At 66.1% G+C, this 13,480-nt stretch carries 23 protein-coding genes and 1 pseudogene; 22 read left to right on the top strand and 2 right to left on the bottom strand.

The window, feature by feature from the left end; translation table 11 throughout:
• The first annotated feature begins 13 nt into the window (after positions 1–13).
• The 9 genes and pseudogenes from ACOPJ3_RS04115 (at position 14) to ACOPJ3_RS04075 (ending at position 3,486) form a co-directional block, all read left to right on the top strand.
• Positions 14–643, top strand: coding sequence for a hypothetical protein (locus ACOPJ3_RS04115; protein WP_427870564.1), 630 nt, complete (start codon positions 14–16; stop codon positions 641–643).
• Positions 640–948: a hypothetical protein gene (locus ACOPJ3_RS04110; protein ID WP_427870563.1), complete on the top strand. Its 309-nt coding sequence runs from the start codon at positions 640–642 to the stop codon at positions 946–948. The genes ACOPJ3_RS04115 and ACOPJ3_RS04110 overlap by 4 nt, the downstream gene beginning before the upstream one ends.
• Positions 945–1,226, top strand: a complete 282-nt coding sequence (locus ACOPJ3_RS04105) for a hypothetical protein (RefSeq protein WP_427870562.1) — start codon at positions 945–947, stop codon at positions 1,224–1,226. Before ACOPJ3_RS04110 ends, ACOPJ3_RS04105 begins: the two co-directional genes overlap by 4 nt.
• Entirely contained in the window at positions 1,223–1,471 is a 249-nt protein-coding gene (locus ACOPJ3_RS04100; protein ID WP_427870561.1) for a hypothetical protein, read from the top strand. Before ACOPJ3_RS04105 ends, ACOPJ3_RS04100 begins: the two co-directional genes overlap by 4 nt.
• Positions 1,461–2,066 (top strand): hypothetical protein, encoded by a 606-nt coding sequence (locus ACOPJ3_RS04095; RefSeq protein WP_427870560.1) that lies wholly within the window; start codon positions 1,461–1,463, stop codon positions 2,064–2,066. Before ACOPJ3_RS04100 ends, ACOPJ3_RS04095 begins: the two co-directional genes overlap by 11 nt.
• On the top strand, positions 2,063–2,332 hold the full coding sequence (locus ACOPJ3_RS04090; protein WP_427870559.1) for a hypothetical protein: 270 nt from the start codon (positions 2,063–2,065) through the stop codon (positions 2,330–2,332). Before ACOPJ3_RS04095 ends, ACOPJ3_RS04090 begins: the two co-directional genes overlap by 4 nt.
• Positions 2,333–2,443: 111 nt before the next feature.
• The gene (locus ACOPJ3_RS04085) at positions 2,444–2,917 is read left to right on the top strand and encodes a hypothetical protein (protein WP_427870558.1); all 474 of its coding nucleotides are present in this window, start codon (positions 2,444–2,446) and stop codon (positions 2,915–2,917) included.
• A pseudogene (locus ACOPJ3_RS04080) lies at positions 2,860–3,093 on the top strand (hypothetical protein); the annotation flags it as partial. The gene ACOPJ3_RS04085 and the pseudogene ACOPJ3_RS04080, both read left to right, overlap by 58 nt.
• A gap of 126 nt (positions 3,094–3,219) precedes the next feature.
• Positions 3,220–3,486 carry a hypothetical protein gene (locus ACOPJ3_RS04075; RefSeq protein WP_427871252.1) on the top strand — a complete coding sequence of 89 codons (267 nt, stop codon included), beginning with the start codon at positions 3,220–3,222 and terminating at the stop codon, positions 3,484–3,486.
• On the opposite strand, the gene ACOPJ3_RS04070 is transcribed toward ACOPJ3_RS04075, so the two are convergent.
• Both ACOPJ3_RS04070 and ACOPJ3_RS04065 read right to left on the bottom strand, forming a co-directional pair.
• On the bottom strand, positions 3,483–3,953 hold the full coding sequence (locus tag ACOPJ3_RS04070; protein ID WP_427870557.1) for a hypothetical protein: 471 nt from the start codon (positions 3,951–3,953) through the stop codon (positions 3,483–3,485). The two genes, ACOPJ3_RS04075 and ACOPJ3_RS04070, sit on opposite strands and share 4 nt — an antisense overlap.
• On the bottom strand, positions 3,946–4,137 hold the full coding sequence (locus ACOPJ3_RS04065; RefSeq protein ID WP_427870556.1) for a hypothetical protein: 192 nt from the start codon (positions 4,135–4,137) through the stop codon (positions 3,946–3,948). Before ACOPJ3_RS04065 ends, ACOPJ3_RS04070 begins: the two co-directional genes overlap by 8 nt.
• 96 nt (positions 4,138–4,233) lie before the next feature.
• Between ACOPJ3_RS04065 and ACOPJ3_RS04060 the strand changes: the two genes are divergently transcribed.
• The 13 genes from ACOPJ3_RS04060 (at position 4,234) to ACOPJ3_RS04000 (ending at position 13,443) form a co-directional block, all read left to right on the top strand.
• A complete protein-coding gene (locus tag ACOPJ3_RS04060; protein WP_427870555.1) occupies positions 4,234–5,508 on the top strand; it encodes a PBSX family phage terminase large subunit in 1,275 nt (424 codons plus the stop codon).
• Positions 5,509–5,536: 28 nt separating this feature from the next.
• Positions 5,537–7,186 carry a hypothetical protein gene (locus tag ACOPJ3_RS04055; RefSeq protein WP_427870554.1) on the top strand — a complete coding sequence of 550 codons (1,650 nt, stop codon included), beginning with the start codon at positions 5,537–5,539 and terminating at the stop codon, positions 7,184–7,186.
• Entirely contained in the window at positions 7,176–7,475 is a 300-nt protein-coding gene (locus ACOPJ3_RS04050; RefSeq protein WP_427870553.1) for a hypothetical protein, read from the top strand. Before ACOPJ3_RS04055 ends, ACOPJ3_RS04050 begins: the two co-directional genes overlap by 11 nt.
• Before the next feature lie 4 nt (positions 7,476–7,479).
• Entirely contained in the window at positions 7,480–9,228 is a 1,749-nt protein-coding gene (locus ACOPJ3_RS04045; RefSeq protein WP_427870552.1) for a phage minor capsid protein, read from the top strand.
• Complete coding sequence (locus ACOPJ3_RS04040; protein WP_427870551.1) at positions 9,225–9,371, top strand: hypothetical protein; 147 nt, start codon at positions 9,225–9,227, stop codon at positions 9,369–9,371. Before ACOPJ3_RS04045 ends, ACOPJ3_RS04040 begins: the two co-directional genes overlap by 4 nt.
• Positions 9,372–9,475: 104 nt before the next feature.
• Positions 9,476–10,123, top strand: coding sequence for a hypothetical protein (locus tag ACOPJ3_RS04035; protein WP_427870550.1), 648 nt, complete (start codon positions 9,476–9,478; stop codon positions 10,121–10,123).
• 38 nt (positions 10,124–10,161) lie between these two features.
• The gene (locus ACOPJ3_RS04030; RefSeq protein WP_427870549.1) at positions 10,162–11,172 is read left to right on the top strand and encodes a major capsid protein; all 1,011 of its coding nucleotides are present in this window, start codon (positions 10,162–10,164) and stop codon (positions 11,170–11,172) included.
• 82 nt (positions 11,173–11,254) lie between these two features.
• Positions 11,255–11,638, top strand: coding sequence for a hypothetical protein (locus ACOPJ3_RS04025; protein WP_427870548.1), 384 nt, complete (start codon positions 11,255–11,257; stop codon positions 11,636–11,638).
• The gene (locus tag ACOPJ3_RS04020; protein ID WP_427870547.1) at positions 11,638–11,889 is read left to right on the top strand and encodes a hypothetical protein; all 252 of its coding nucleotides are present in this window, start codon (positions 11,638–11,640) and stop codon (positions 11,887–11,889) included. The genes ACOPJ3_RS04025 and ACOPJ3_RS04020 overlap by 1 nt, the downstream gene beginning before the upstream one ends.
• A gap of 3 nt (positions 11,890–11,892) precedes the next feature.
• Complete coding sequence (locus ACOPJ3_RS04015) at positions 11,893–12,297, top strand: hypothetical protein (protein WP_427870546.1); 405 nt, start codon at positions 11,893–11,895, stop codon at positions 12,295–12,297.
• Positions 12,294–12,641 carry a hypothetical protein gene (locus ACOPJ3_RS04010; protein WP_427870545.1) on the top strand — a complete coding sequence of 116 codons (348 nt, stop codon included), beginning with the start codon at positions 12,294–12,296 and terminating at the stop codon, positions 12,639–12,641. Before ACOPJ3_RS04015 ends, ACOPJ3_RS04010 begins: the two co-directional genes overlap by 4 nt.
• Positions 12,638–12,985, top strand: coding sequence for a hypothetical protein (locus ACOPJ3_RS04005; protein ID WP_427870544.1), 348 nt, complete (start codon positions 12,638–12,640; stop codon positions 12,983–12,985). The genes ACOPJ3_RS04010 and ACOPJ3_RS04005 overlap by 4 nt, the downstream gene beginning before the upstream one ends.
• A complete protein-coding gene (locus ACOPJ3_RS04000) occupies positions 12,985–13,443 on the top strand; it encodes a hypothetical protein (protein WP_427870543.1) in 459 nt (152 codons plus the stop codon). Before ACOPJ3_RS04005 ends, ACOPJ3_RS04000 begins: the two co-directional genes overlap by 1 nt.
• Positions 13,444–13,480: the final 37 nt, after the last annotated feature.

Raw genomic sequence — 13,480 nt, 5'->3', positions numbered from 1 at the left:
AAGGAGCAAGACAATGAATGAAATCGTGAAGCTGGTTGCGAAGAACCTGGCTGGACGCCTCGGGTGCGTGCCCGATGATGCGGGGTGCGTGGAGCATCCCGAACGCGCCTGGGATGCGGGCTACGGGCTGTGCGGGGTCGCGGTGATGCTCGCAGAGGACGCCGTCGCGACGGTGCAGGCCGAGCCGGACGAGACAGCGGAACGACCCTACGCAGAGGAAGTCGATCACGAGTACGGCGCGTGGGACACCGATGACCTGGAAGAGCACGCGCACGAAATGCTGGCAGTCGTTCGACACCGACGCGCCGCCGCTGGCCCTGCCCCGCAGGCCCCAAGCATCGACCGAGAGAAGCTGATCGAGCGCGCGGCGAGCGCGATTAGCGAGCACCTGGTAAAGCGCGGCCGAGTCTCGACCTATCTCGAGATGGCCGAGGACGCCTTGACGGCCGTCGGCTTCATCACCACGCCCACTGTGCTGGATGAGGGCAAGATCGCCGAGGTGGCAAAGATGCTCCGAGTCAAGGCGAACGCGATCCACGAGAGCGACCCTGACGGGGCGTGGAGCGACTGCTACGAGAGCGAGCGCGAGTCGTGGCTGAAGCTCGTCCGTGCCGTGGTTGAGGCGCTGGGCGGTGCGCGATGAACGAGTACACGCCGACGACTGAGCAGATCGAAGGCGCTTTCATGCTGGGGGCCATTGAGGCGGCAGGCGGCGAGGACAACCTGGACGTCGAGGAGACAAAGCGGATGTTCGACCGCTGGCTTGCCGAGGTGGAACGTGCAGCCGCTCTCGCCAGTATCGCCAGGATCGAGGCACTAGCGGCTGAGGTGCAGGCGGCCGACACTGCCGAGGGTCGCACGCATTACGAGAGCTGCTGGAAGCACCACCCGGGATGTTTCGCGGCAGCAGTGATCGACGAACTGGAAGGGGAGGAGCGGGAACGATGAGCTTCGATCTTGAGCGTGAGCAGCGCGCCGCAGCGGCCAGGCTGAGCACCATCCTCGACCGTGACGTCGCGGCCGCAAGGGCCCGCATCCACAACTACACCGCGACGGAGGAAGCAGAAGTCGCCGCCGGTCTTCGCCCTACGAAGCGCCAACGCGACAGGGAGCGCCTCGCAGCCTCTGTCGAGGAGTTTGGGCGGATGTGGGGGGTCAACCTGAAAGCAATTTCCACCATCGCCGCCGCATTCAACAGGGGCTTCTCTCAGGGGGTACGAAAGTGACCATCATCTATAACCGTGACGAGCGGCGCCGTGCTCGTCGAGCAGCCAGGGTGGAGCGTTGCCGCTTCCACGTCGAGTGGAGTGAGGCCGTACGCGGCACAGCCTATGGGGTGCCTGCCTGGCGCTGGTCGCTGGCGGGCGTGCATCGCACGCGCTGGGTGGCGATCGCGCACGCCTGGTGGATCAGCGTCTGCGGCACCGAGGCCAGGGTCATTGACCGGGAGGAAACCAAGCATGAGGGCTGAACAGGAGTGGGCTGGGTGGTTCACGTCGCACATCACCTCGGCACCATTCCAGCTCCAGCACATGCGCGACCTCGCCGAAACCACCGTTGCCGCACAGGATACCTCCGCAGTCATCGTCTCCGGCAGCAACGAGAAGACACGACTCCCCTACCGCGTCGACCCCGCCGACGACGCCGACCTCCTCTACGCCACCCTCATTCTCTTCGGGCGAGAAGTCGCAGAGAAGATCGGCGGTGCCTCACCCCGCCCACTCCGCGAACGCATGTGGCGCGGCCGCGACGAACCCCAAGGCCTCCCGCTCTGCACCCCACACGAAGCCTTCGCGCTCGCCACCGAGATCGTCCGGTGGCTCACCGCCTGCACGCACCAGATCGCACACGACAGCACCCTGAACTCCGCCCCAGACGACCTCATCGACGTCATCCGGCAAATGCGAGGCCGCTACCCCCGAGCCGAGCCAAAGTTCCAGACGTACCGGCCCCGCCCCTGCACAACCTGCGGCGAGCGCACGGTCCTCCCCGAATGGGGACGCGACGGCCTCACCGGGGCACGCTGCGACTCGTGCGGGCAAACGTGGGAAGCGAGAGCCCCATGACCTGGTTCACGTATAGGGAGGCCGCCGCACGCGTCCACCGCTCGACCCGCACCATCAAGCGGTGGCGCCGCGACGGCCTCCCCATGACGTTCGATAAGACCGGCCGCCGCATCGTCGAAGAGCGGACACTCCTCACCGAGTACCGACGACGCCTCGCCGCCGATCCCGTACACCAACAGCGAATCCGCTCTATGACAGGCGACACGCCGTCAGACGAGCTTCTTGACCAGCTCTCGGTGTCACCCCCTACAGTGAGTGTTGAGTAAGTGGGCCGGAACGCAGAAGCGTCCCGGCCCTTTCTCATTCCTTCCAGTACTGACCGTGAGCGCGAGCAAGGGGCCCCACAGCTCGCGCTCACGGTCAGCTACATTTACAGCATGACCGAGCCCACTGCCCCGACCGATCCGGCAGCACCCCAGCACGCGCCCCACCAAGCCCCCACCCCGGCAAAGAAGCCGCGCAAACTACTCATCATCGGCACCATCACAGCCGTGCTGCTCGTCGCAGCCGCCGCGATTACGATCCCCTTACTGATCGCGAATAACGGCCGCGCAGAAGCAATACCCAACGCAGCAGACAAGTGCCTCAACCCGATGACATACCGCCTCCTCGACAACGGCAGCGCAATCCACCACCCCGGCCACGGACCCGACAGCCAAGGCTCCGCCCAGCCCCAAGACATCAACTGCCTACTCACAGCACTCGGAGCCTCCGAAGCCACCATCACAACAATCTGGCAAACCCAAACAACCGACGGCACCCGAGAAACCACCTGGGACGGATACCGCGCCCAATGGAGCTACTCACCCGAAGACGAGAACCTAGACCTCCTCCTCCAACAAACCAACTAACCACCAGAACCCCCTCACACGCCCGCACCACCCCACGGGCCACCATGACCGGGAGGACACCCGCAATGGCCCAAACCGCACCGCGCCCAGACGCTGACGAAACGCGCGCTCGCGTGCGAGAACTACACGGGCAGGGGCTGAGCCGGAATGCGATCGCTAGGGAGCTTGGTGTCTCGCCGTCGACGGTGTCGAAGCGGGCGAAGGAGCTCGGGCTCGGGTTCGATCGCACGAAGACTGCCGTTGCTGTTGCAGCGCAGTCGGTTGACCTCGCTGCGCGTCGCGCGGCCCTGGTGGATCGGATGATGAAGACCGCGGAAGATGCTCTCGACGCGATCGATGCTGGTCGGGTGGAGTTGGCGATGATCACGCAGTCGGGGAAGATCGTGCGCACGAAGCGCGACGTCGATATGACGGACCGGCGCAATGCGGTGACGATCTCCGGAATCGCGGTCGACAAAGCGACGAAGCTGCTCGACCGCGATACCGGTGTGGAATCAGCGACATCGACGCTCGATGCGCTCGAGGCCGCGATCGGGGCGGCTGCGCGCGGGCTACTCGACGGGAACTAGGAATCCGACTTTCGGTTCTCGTTCTCCTGCGTGAAGTGATCGATCGAGACGTCCCCACGGAGCCACCCGAAAACAGCTTCCATCTGTTCGAGGGCGATGTGTTTACGCTCGAAGACGCTCGACTCTTCCCCGAGCCCGAGACCGACTGATTTGACGTACTCAGCGACCGGGCCTTCTCCGGGTTCCAAGGTGGCAACAAACCGAGTCCTGGCACGGTCCTCAACAGCGTGGTGATGCCAGTCGCCAGCGCCCACAGCGTCGACAATCGCTTCGCTCAACTTCTCCGCACGCTGAACCTTCAGATCATGGATCTTCGTTCGACGTGAGGCTTCAGCTTGGGCTCTTTGCCTCTCATCTCTGAGTTTCTCAGCGCGAGCAGGCCCATACACAGATCCCAGAAAGCCGAAGAAGGCGACCAACGCCGTCGCGCAAGCACTGAAAAGCGCGACGAGAGCGACGTCACTCATTGATCAGAATCACCTGGGGAGTGAGCTCCTGGCTAAACGAAGCGACAATCTCCTCCGTCCCCGTGGCTGCATTCAGGACAGTGAAGTGGAAGAAGCCATCAGAAGCCGAGTACTTCTCGGCTTCGACCTCCACGAACCGGTTAGTCAATGGATTCGTTACGACCTTGTACTTGCGAAGCGCCATTGCAGATCTCCTTCTAAGCGATAGAGATTTCGACTCTATCGGGAGGCACGGATGTTGAAGCCAAAAACTCCTGCAGGGGCACAGCCGCTAGGCGGGGTGTTCTCCCCGAAGCAGCTCAAGTTTCTCGCAACCTGGCACCTGAAGAAGCACACGATCCTCTCCGGGGCAGTCTCCGCCGGCAAGACGTTCGTGTCTCTATGGGCCTTCCTCCTCGCGATCAAGCGCGCCCCGAAACACGGCCAGATCATCATGATCGGCCGCACCCTCGGCACGCTCAACACGAACGTGCTGCAGCTCCTCCTCGCCGAGAGCATCTTCGGCCGCCTCGCGCTGCAGATCAAGTACACACCAGGCGCGAAAACCGCTCGCATCCTCGGCCGCACCGTGCACCTCTACGGCGCCGGCGATTCGAACGCGGAAACAAAGATCCGCGGCATGACCGTGTGCCTCGCATACATCGACGAGGCGACACTCCTTCCGGAACCGTTCTGGAACATGCTCATCACCCGCCTCCGCGTCCCCGGCGCGAAGCTCATCGCCACCACGAACCCGGGCGGCCGCAACCACTGGCTCCGCATGAAGTGGATCCTGCGCGCCGAGCAGACCGACACGCAGCACTTCTCGTTCACGATGGACGACAACCCGTCGCTCGAGCCCGACTACATCGCGTTGCAGAAGGCCGCGTTTACGGGCGTCTTCTACGACCGGTTCATCCTCGGCAAGTGGACGGCCGCCGCCGGCGTCATCTACCGCGAGTTCGAAGACCAGCGCCACGTCATCCGGCGCCAGGATCTTCCACCGCTCGAACGGTGCCTATCGATCGGCATCGACTACGGGACAACGAACACGACCGCGGCGGTGCTGCTCGCCCTCACGAAAGAGCGCACGCCCCGCCTGGTCGTGCTCGGTGCGTGGGGCTACAACTCCGCCGATCACCTCGGCGTCACCCTCCCGGACGTCGAGCTCTCCCGCCGGCTACGCGCTTGGGCTGACGACGACGGCGAGAAACCGAAGTTCCATTTGGGAGCGTTCGTCACACCTGAGTATTGGTTCCTCGATCCCTCCGCAGCGTCTCTGCGCGCGCAGCTCGCCGCGGACGAGCAGGTGACCTGGAAGGCCGACAACCGCGTCTTGCCCGGCATCGCCGACATCTCGAACCTGCTCGCGAAGGACCGCCTGCTGTTCGTCGGCGAAACCTGCGAAGGAGTCCTCGAAGAGATCACCGAATACGCGTGGGATCCCAAGGCCGCCGAAGAAGGCGAAGACGCCGTCTTGAAAGTCAACGATCACTACATGGACGCGCTCAGATACGCGATCCGATCAACCCGCGGAGTGTGGGCACCCATCTTGGGGTTCGCTCTCGCGGCATAACCGAGAGAGGGGGCCGCCCGCTATGGCGATGCCGACCGAGAATAGCGCCTGGCCGCCGCCCCAGTGGCTCGCCGCGTACATCGCATATGAGGAGAACAACGCCTGGTGGACGGGCGACCGGACAGCCCTCGCTGGCCTGTACGGCACCGGAGGCGGCAAGCGTCCCGGGGTGACCGGGCGATCCTCGAGCAACGTGATCCGTGCGCTCATGCAGTCCATTCGGGAGCGCGGGCGCACGTTCTTCTGGGGCGGCAAAGGGCAGACCCTCACCGACTCACGCCCGGTTCTGCGCTCCCACATCCCCGCGGCGGCGAACCTCGCGACGCTCTCCTCCGATCTGCAATTCGCGCAGTCGCCCCGGTTCCTGATCCCCGGGGAAGAGTCCGACTCGAAGGACGAGGGCGCGGTGCTGCTGCGTGACCTGATGGACGCGGATCGATCACGCGCGCAACTGAACATCTACGGCGAGACCAAGGCCGCGCTCGGAGCCTCGATCTGCATCCCCATGTGGGATGCAGACCTCGCACCTGGTGAGGTGTGGTGGGAGTCTTTCGGCCCCGATACGGCGATCCCCGAGTTCAGGTCTGGTCGTCTCGCCGCGGTCACGCTCTGGTCTGAGTACCAGGATGACCGCCAGTACTACCGGTTGCTCTCCCATCACGGTGTGGACGGGGGCGCCGGTTACGTCGAGCACGCCCTGTTCCTTGGTACTGAGGACAACCTCGGCAAGCGAGTCCCCCTCCAGGATCATCCGCTCGGGGAGCCGTACGCGGACATGGTCGACGCGGACTCGCGGATCCCGACGGGGCTGCACCGCCTCGACGCCGTGTATGGGGTGAATGCTCCCACCGTGGAGTGGAGGCGCGACCCGTTCCTCCGGTACGCCGGACGCTCCGACTTCGCCCAGCTACACGGCCTGTTCGACGACCTCGACAGGTCATGGTCGTCGTGGATGCGTGACCTCCGCCTCGGTGCGGGGCGCACGTTCATGCCGTCGCAGTACCTCACGAGCCTTGGCCGCGGGAAGGGTGCCACGTTCGATGAGGTCGCCGAGTATGTGACGAAGCTCGACATGCCTGGCGACCTCACCGACGGGAAACTCCCGATCCACCATCAGCAGCACGAGATCCGCGTCGAGCAGCACGAGCGCACCCTCATGGCCGGGTACCGGGAGATCCTGCGCAAGGCGGGCTACAGCCCATCGGCCTGGGGAGACAACGCTGGCGAGGGTGGCGGGCAGATCACCGCGACCGAGATCGAGGACCGCAATGCGGCATCGGAGCGCACCCGGGCGAAGAAGAACGTTCATGACCGGCAGACGCTCGGGGAGCTCGCACGCCTCGTGATGGAGGTCCATTCGGTGCAGTACGGCGGCGGGCTGAAGGTGCTCGACGCCCTTCCGATCGTGGAGTTCCCGGAGATGTCGCAGGAGCCACCTCGCGACCTTGCGGAAACCGTCGGACTGCTCGACGCTGCGGGCGCAATTTCGCTGCTGCAGAAGGTCACCCGGGCGAACCCGGACTGGACCTCGACGCAGGTCACCGAAGAAGTCGAACGCATTCGCGGAGAACGTGGGGAGGGCCCTCTCCCTGACCCGGCCGCGCTCGGCCGTGTCGCCTCCGCGATCGAGGAGCAAGACGACATTGAGGACGACGATGGAGACGATGATGAGCGATAGCTCCGGCCCGACGATGAGTCTGCACGACGCGCTGCAGGGTGTTCTTGACGAGCAGGCCGGCGTCGACGTGAATGGCAGCGGTGTCAGGGTTGCCGGTTATGTGGCCGCAGTCATCTACGCGCGGCCCGACGGCAGCACGGGTCTCACCGTGCTCGCACCCTACCCCGAGGCGGAGACGGTCTACGAGCTGCTCGGACACGCGCGCACGCTCGTGCAGAACGACCTACCCGTGCTGGTCGAAGACCACACCGACACGGACGCGGAGCCGCACCTGACTCGGAGGGAGTGATGCCGTGGCCGCCTGGGAAGGCATGACGCCCGCCGAACTGATCGACGACCTCGGCCACGCGATCGCGGAACGCTACCGGCGCATCGCCGACGCCCTCGAGGACCGCCTACGCACGGTGCTCGAGCAGGCGATCGACGCTCCCCCGGACCTCGTCACACGCCTTCGAGTCGCACGCGAGCTCGAACAGCAGGCCCGCACACTGGTCGAGACGATGAAGCCCGACAAGATCGCCCGAATCGTCACCGAGATCATCTCCGGCGAAGCGTCTGCCGAGATCTCCCGTCAGCTGATGCTGATCCCCTCTCTGAGTGGCTCCGTCGTCACCGCGGGAGGCCTGTACGCGGTCGCCGCGGCCGAGATCGACCTGCGTGACGATCTGCGCGCCCTGAACGCGCGGATCCTGCGAGCCCCTGCCGACCTGTACCAGCGCATGACCGCGACCACCGTCGTCGACGTGCTCATCGGCAGGTCAACCTGGCAGCAGTTGCAGCGCCGCCAAGTCGACCAGTACCTCGCCGGCGGCATCACCGGATTCGTCGACAAGAGCGGGCGGAACTGGCGTATCGGCTCCTACGCAGAGATGGCAACTCGCACTGCTGCGGCACGCGCATGGCGGGACCAGTCGGTCGCATCCATGGCCACGGCTGGGATCGAGACGTTCACCCCGATTATCGGGAACGACGCCTGCGCGAACTGTGCGGCGTGGGCGGGCCGCGTCCTCACTGAGGCCCGCACCGAGGTTCTGAAGATGGTCCCGCATGCAATCACTGGCGAACCCACTGCGCTCCGCATTGACGGGACGCTCGAGCAGGCACGCGCAGCGGGGTGGGGGCACCCAAACTGTCGATGCGTGCTCGGTGCGGCACTCCCCGGCCTCGACCGCAGCAACGCGACCACACATGACCCCGAGAGAGAGGCAGCACGCGACAAGCTGCGAGAGCTCGAACGGGACGTGCGCGAGGCGAAACGAAACGGCACACCCGAAGAGATTGGGGAAGCGCAAGCCGCGCTGAGGAAGCACGTTCAAGACACAGGCGCGACTCGCCGGCCCTTCCGCGAGCAACTGCCATTCGCTGACGGCGGGGACATGAACCCTCGGGGTCGCACAATGCCGACCACTCCTCCCAGGGCTCCTGACGGACCTGGACCTCGGATCTCCACCCCGGGCGACGCCGGCGCGCAGCTCCGTATCGCGCGCAAAGCGATCGAGCGGGTGCACGCTTTCCCGGATGTCCGCGGGCCCGAGGTACAGCTCAAGGTCTTCAGAACGAGGGGGATGCAGGGCAGGTACATGCCTGCGCTCGAACGCATCGAGATCAGTCGCACCGGTATGCACCAGGCGCTCACACTCGTGCACGAGTACGGCCACCACCTCGACCACCTGCTCGGCGGCGCCCAAACGTTGCGGATGGCAAGCAGCGGCGCTCACGTTGGCCCCTGGCGGGACTTTTTCACCGCAGTGAATGCGTCTCCCGAGATTGAGCAGCTTCGCCAGCTCCGCACCGATCCTCGCCTCAATGACGGCCAACGCAAGCACGTCGGCTACCTGTTGCACCGCTCGGAGACGTGGGCTCGAGCGTACGCCCAGTACATTGCTGGGAAGTCGCGAAGCAAATCTCTACGCGATGGCGTACGACGTATGCTCGAGGCAGAGAACCCTCTGACCGCGAACCGGCAATGGTCGAGGGCTAGCTTCGCACCGATCAGCGAGACGATCGACGAGATCCTCAGAGAGGCAGGGTGGTTGAAGTGATGATCCCTACCGGAATCACCGACCCCGACAATGCCAGCGACGAGGAAATCATCAAGGCTGCGATCGCCGACGGGAGCACGCAGGAGGAAGCCGAGGCGCTCCTAGCCGCAATTCGTGGCGAACTAGAAGGCGAATACGACTGAGCCCGCCCCGCACCATTCCCGAAGCCCTGTACTCCGTGCGGGGCTTTTTTCATGCCCGCACGCCGGCCGATTTGGCGTGCCAAGAATCTAGGAGGCACATCACCATGAACAGCATTCGTCAGGTCCGCGGCGCCGAGGTCGCGCCCGGTTGGACGATCGGACGCGCCCCACTCTGGCTGCGCGGCATCCGCTGCGCGGAAGCTGGCGACGGCGGGGGCGGTGGCGAAGGAGGGGCCCCGCCCGCGCCCGTGCCGCCTGCCCCGCCCGCGGTGCAGGTAGTGCACGCTGCGGAGCGACCGGCGCAGGACTGGTACCACCCCGACTATGTTCGGGGCCTTCGAGACGAGGCCAAGGGCCACCGCGAACGTGCTGAAGCCACCACGGCTGAGGTAGCAACTGAGAAGCAGCGTGCGGACGCCGCTGAGGCTCGGGTCGCGGAGTTCGAGGCCAAGGAGGCCGCGCGCGAGCGCACGGACAAGATCAGCACGGCGGCGAAGGACATCGCCAACGTTGATGCACTGCTCGATTCGCAGGCCTTCACCAAGGCGCTCGATGGCGTCGACGTGGCAGACGAGAAGGCTCTCGTTGCCAAGATCCAGGAGTTCGTGGACGCGAACCCCTGGTTCGCTGCTCAGGCCGCCGGCCCCAAGCCGCCGAGCCGCCAGCAGTCCGCGCCCACAGGTGGAGGCGCTACCCCCGGAGCCCCCACGTCGATGGCGGGCGCGATCTCCGCACACTACGCGAACCGCTAACCGGCGGCTCGCACATTTGACACAGGAAGGGGCAAATAATGCCCATCACTCTCGCTGAGGCGAAGAACAACACGCAGATGGATTACGACCCGTTCGTGATCGACGAGTTCCGCAAGGAGTCGCCGATGCTTGACCTCCTCACGTTCGACGACGCGGTGAATCCGTCGCCGGCGGGCGGCACGATGGACTACGGGTATCGGCGTCTGAAGACGCAGGCGACCGCGTCGACCCGTGAGATCAACAAGGAGTACACGCCACAGAACGTGACCACCGAGAAGAAGTCCGTCACTCTCGCGGTGATGGGCGGATCCTTCGAGGTGGATCGCGTCGTCGCGCGCAATCTCGGGACCGGTGCAGGGGCGGCTGTCGAGCTCAACCTCGCGCAGAAGATCAAGTCGACTGTCGCTGAGTTCAACGACCAGGTCGTGAACGGTGACGTCGCGGTCGACGCGAACGGCTTCGACGGTCTCGACAAGGCGCTCACGGGCTCCTCGACTGAGGTCGGAGGAACGACGGTCACCGACTGGTCGGATCTCGATACGGTCCAGTCGACGTCGCACCGGGCGCTCGACACCCTCGATGATCTGTTCGACCTGCTGAACGGGCCAGCCTCGATCGTGCTCGGCAATCGCAAGGCTCTGTCGAAGGTCCGCGCAATCGCCCGTCGGATCGGCATGTACAACCGGGATCCGTTCGAGGGTCTGCTCGACCGCAACGGGCGCCCGGTCGTGCGCGAGACCTACGGCAATGTCACGTTCGTCGACGCCGGCGCGAAGGCTGGCACGGCGACCGACGTGATCCCTGTCGAGTCTCGTACCGTCGGCGGGAACACTGTCACCGGTCTCACGGACCTCTACGCTATCCGGCTCGACCTGCTCGACGGTTTCCACGGTGTTTCGACGGTCGGCTCGCAGCTCGTGGAGACCTGGCTCCCCGATTTCTCGACCGCCAAGGCGGTGAAGACCGGCGAGGTCGAGCTCGGGCCGGTCGCTGTCGCGCTGAAGGCAACCAAGGCAGCCGCCGTGCTGCGGAACATCAAGGTTCAGTAGTTCTGTTCGCGCTGTGAGCCGTGTGGCACCCGCTGCACGGCCCACAGCGCGGCGAAACGACCACGAGCAGAGGAGAATTACCGTGGCAAAGGTTCAGACGCCCGTAAAGGGCTACACGGGCACGATCGTCGGCGTGCATTTCGTCGACGGCGAGGGCTCGACGGACGACCCGCAGGCGCTCGCCTATTTCGCGCGGCAGGGGTACAAGGTCAGCGGCTCGGCCGCGACCGGCAAGCCCGCTGGCGGCGAGGGCGGGACCGGCGACGGCGGAACGTCGAAGGCTGATCTTCAGGCGCGCGCGAAGGAACTCGGCGTTTCGACGTCGGGCACCAAGGGCGAGATTTCGGAGCGCATCGCGGAGGCGGAGCGCGCCGCGGCCGCCGACAAGACCGACAAGGGTGACGGCGGCGACCAGGGCGACAAGCCCGCCGACGGCGAGGGCTCGAGCGTTCGGACGGTCGAGTAATGGCGACCCGGTGGCGCGACACGCGTCCGGCCCGGCCGGCCGGTAAGTATGTGGCGTTCGGTGTCGTGTTCGACGGCGGCGAGGCCGTGCTCGATACCGTGAGCGATCGCAAGCGCGCGGCGTTCTCGGCTGTCGGCATCGTCGAGGTCGGGGAGCTTGCCGAGGCACCCGAGGCGCCCGAGCCCGAGGCACCCGAGCCCGACGAGGCCGAGCCCGCGAAGGCGGCGCCCCGCTCGAAGCGCAAGGGCTGACCGATGGGGCAGCCGATCTACGCGACGCGGGACGATCTGCGCGAGTTCATCGGCGCCGACGCACCCGCAACGATCACTGGCGCGGGTCTTCGCGCCGCATCCGAAGTCGTGGACGAGATCCTACTCACGGCCGTGTACGCGGTCGACGAGCACGAGATCGCGACCGACCCGAAGGTGCGCGATGCGATCAAAGACGCGACGTGCGCTCAGGCGATCCACGCCGACGAGTACGGCGACGAAGCGGAGATCGCCGCTGATGGGGAGGCTGTCAGCCTCGGCCCGCTCACGCTCGGCGGCTCCCGTACCGCGCGCGGCGCGGGATCCTCGAGCGGGATCTCGCACTACTCGCCGCGGGCGGTACGGATCCTGCGGGCGGCCGGGCTCGTCGTGGGGCCGGTGCTGACATGACGCGCCGGATCCCGCGGCGGGCGCTGCCGCACCGCGGGCTCGTCATCGTCGAGCCGCTGCACGGGGCTGGGGCGGGCGGTCGCGCGTTCGGGCCGCCCGTCACGCTCGGCCGCGCGCTGATCGCTGACGGGCTCGCGCTGCGGGGGTCGCAGTACGAGCAGGAAGCCGAGGTGTCAGCGGTCGTGTACTGCGAACGTGCCGAGTTCGGCGCGGACCTGCCGTTTCCCGACTCGAAGGTCACGCTGTGGGCCGGGCAGGCGGGCGAACGGTGGGCGATGGTGAAGCGGTCGGAGCGGTACGAGCACCCGCAGATCGCCGACGTCGTCGTGCTCGTGCTGCGGTGATCGGGGTAACGGTCGAGTGGTTCGGCGACGAGGTAGGGGCGCGCATCGCCGCGGCCGTACCCGACGGGCTGAACTACGCGGCCGAGCTACTGCGAACGTGGTCGGTCGAGGCTGCCCCGATCCGCGACGGCGTGCTGCGCGGCTCGGCGCAGGTGACGCCCGCGAGCGCGGGGAGCCCGGTCGCCTATGTGTCGTTCGACACGGTCTATGCCTGGCGGCAGCACGAGGAGATCGGCTGGAATCACCCGGGCGGCGGCGGCGCGAAGTACCTCGAGGGGCCGCTCGTGTCGCGTGAAGCCGAATTGCTCGAGGCTATCGCCTCACGAATCAGGGGGGTGCTGTGATGCCCGAAGCATACGTGCCACGGAACTACACGGCGCAGGTCATGCACGGCATCGCCGAGGCCGTCGCCGCGGCGGGGCTCGCCGTGTACCGCCCGACCGGGGTCTACCTGCCTGGCGAGCGGGGGATCTATTTCGATCACTCGCCGCCGCTGCCAGACACGACGCCCGAGGAGACGTTCGTGATCACGCCCTACCTGCCGCAGTCGGGCGATGTGTGGGTCGAGCACACGCGGGTGCAGCTGCGCGCCCGGCATGTGAACCGGCACCCGCTTTGGGTGCGCGATTTCCTCGACGACGTGCGCGCCCTGTTCCCCGAGCGAACGCCACTCATGTTCGGCGGGCACCTGTTCGATCGCGCGACTCAGGCGTCGTCGACGACATGGGGCGAGGAGGACCGGCCGACGGTGCTCGAAACGACCCAGAACATTCGGCTACGCGGCAACAGGTACGCGCCCTAACCGGGGCGTGACCATTCCCAACCATTCATGCCCGGCG

Source organism: Leucobacter luti, assembly GCF_050310065.1.
In the GTDB taxonomy this organism is placed as follows: Bacteria; Actinomycetota; Actinomycetes; order Actinomycetales; family Microbacteriaceae; genus Leucobacter; species Leucobacter luti_B.
Note: the sequence above shows the minus strand (reverse complement) of the source record. Positions and strands in the feature narration are given on the sequence as shown.

What these genes read in the sequence shown, in the direction of transcription:
- ACOPJ3_RS04090 (WP_427870559.1), top strand. Translation starts at nt 2,063, where the DNA reads ATGACCTGGTTCACGTATAGGGAGGCCGCCGCACGCGTCCACCGCTCG.
- ACOPJ3_RS04105 (WP_427870562.1), top strand. Translation starts at nt 945, where the DNA reads ATGAGCTTCGATCTTGAGCGTGAGCAGCGCGCCGCAGCGGCCAGGCTG.
- ACOPJ3_RS04050 (WP_427870553.1), top strand. Translation starts at nt 7,176, where the DNA reads ATGAGCGATAGCTCCGGCCCGACGATGAGTCTGCACGACGCGCTGCAG.
- ACOPJ3_RS04000 (WP_427870543.1), top strand. Translation starts at nt 12,985, where the DNA reads ATGCCCGAAGCATACGTGCCACGGAACTACACGGCGCAGGTCATGCAC.
- ACOPJ3_RS04035 (WP_427870550.1), top strand. Translation starts at nt 9,476, where the DNA reads ATGAACAGCATTCGTCAGGTCCGCGGCGCCGAGGTCGCGCCCGGTTGG.
- ACOPJ3_RS04065 (WP_427870556.1), bottom strand. Translation starts at nt 4,137, where the DNA reads ATGGCGCTTCGCAAGTACAAGGTCGTAACGAATCCATTGACTAACCGG.
- ACOPJ3_RS04010 (WP_427870545.1), top strand. Translation starts at nt 12,294, where the DNA reads ATGACGCGCCGGATCCCGCGGCGGGCGCTGCCGCACCGCGGGCTCGTC.
- ACOPJ3_RS04075 (WP_427871252.1), top strand. Translation starts at nt 3,220, where the DNA reads ATGAAGACCGCGGAAGATGCTCTCGACGCGATCGATGCTGGTCGGGTG.
- ACOPJ3_RS04085 (WP_427870558.1), top strand. Translation starts at nt 2,444, where the DNA reads ATGACCGAGCCCACTGCCCCGACCGATCCGGCAGCACCCCAGCACGCG.
- ACOPJ3_RS04095 (WP_427870560.1), top strand. Translation starts at nt 1,461, where the DNA reads ATGAGGGCTGAACAGGAGTGGGCTGGGTGGTTCACGTCGCACATCACC.
- ACOPJ3_RS04110 (WP_427870563.1), top strand. Translation starts at nt 640, where the DNA reads ATGAACGAGTACACGCCGACGACTGAGCAGATCGAAGGCGCTTTCATG.
- ACOPJ3_RS04030 (WP_427870549.1), top strand. Translation starts at nt 10,162, where the DNA reads ATGCCCATCACTCTCGCTGAGGCGAAGAACAACACGCAGATGGATTAC.
- ACOPJ3_RS04015 (WP_427870546.1), top strand. Translation starts at nt 11,893, where the DNA reads ATGGGGCAGCCGATCTACGCGACGCGGGACGATCTGCGCGAGTTCATC.
- ACOPJ3_RS04055 (WP_427870554.1), top strand. Translation starts at nt 5,537, where the DNA reads ATGCCGACCGAGAATAGCGCCTGGCCGCCGCCCCAGTGGCTCGCCGCG.
- ACOPJ3_RS04020 (WP_427870547.1), top strand. Translation starts at nt 11,638, where the DNA reads ATGGCGACCCGGTGGCGCGACACGCGTCCGGCCCGGCCGGCCGGTAAG.
- ACOPJ3_RS04115 (WP_427870564.1), top strand. Translation starts at nt 14, where the DNA reads ATGAATGAAATCGTGAAGCTGGTTGCGAAGAACCTGGCTGGACGCCTC.
- ACOPJ3_RS04070 (WP_427870557.1), bottom strand. Translation starts at nt 3,953, where the DNA reads ATGAGTGACGTCGCTCTCGTCGCGCTTTTCAGTGCTTGCGCGACGGCG.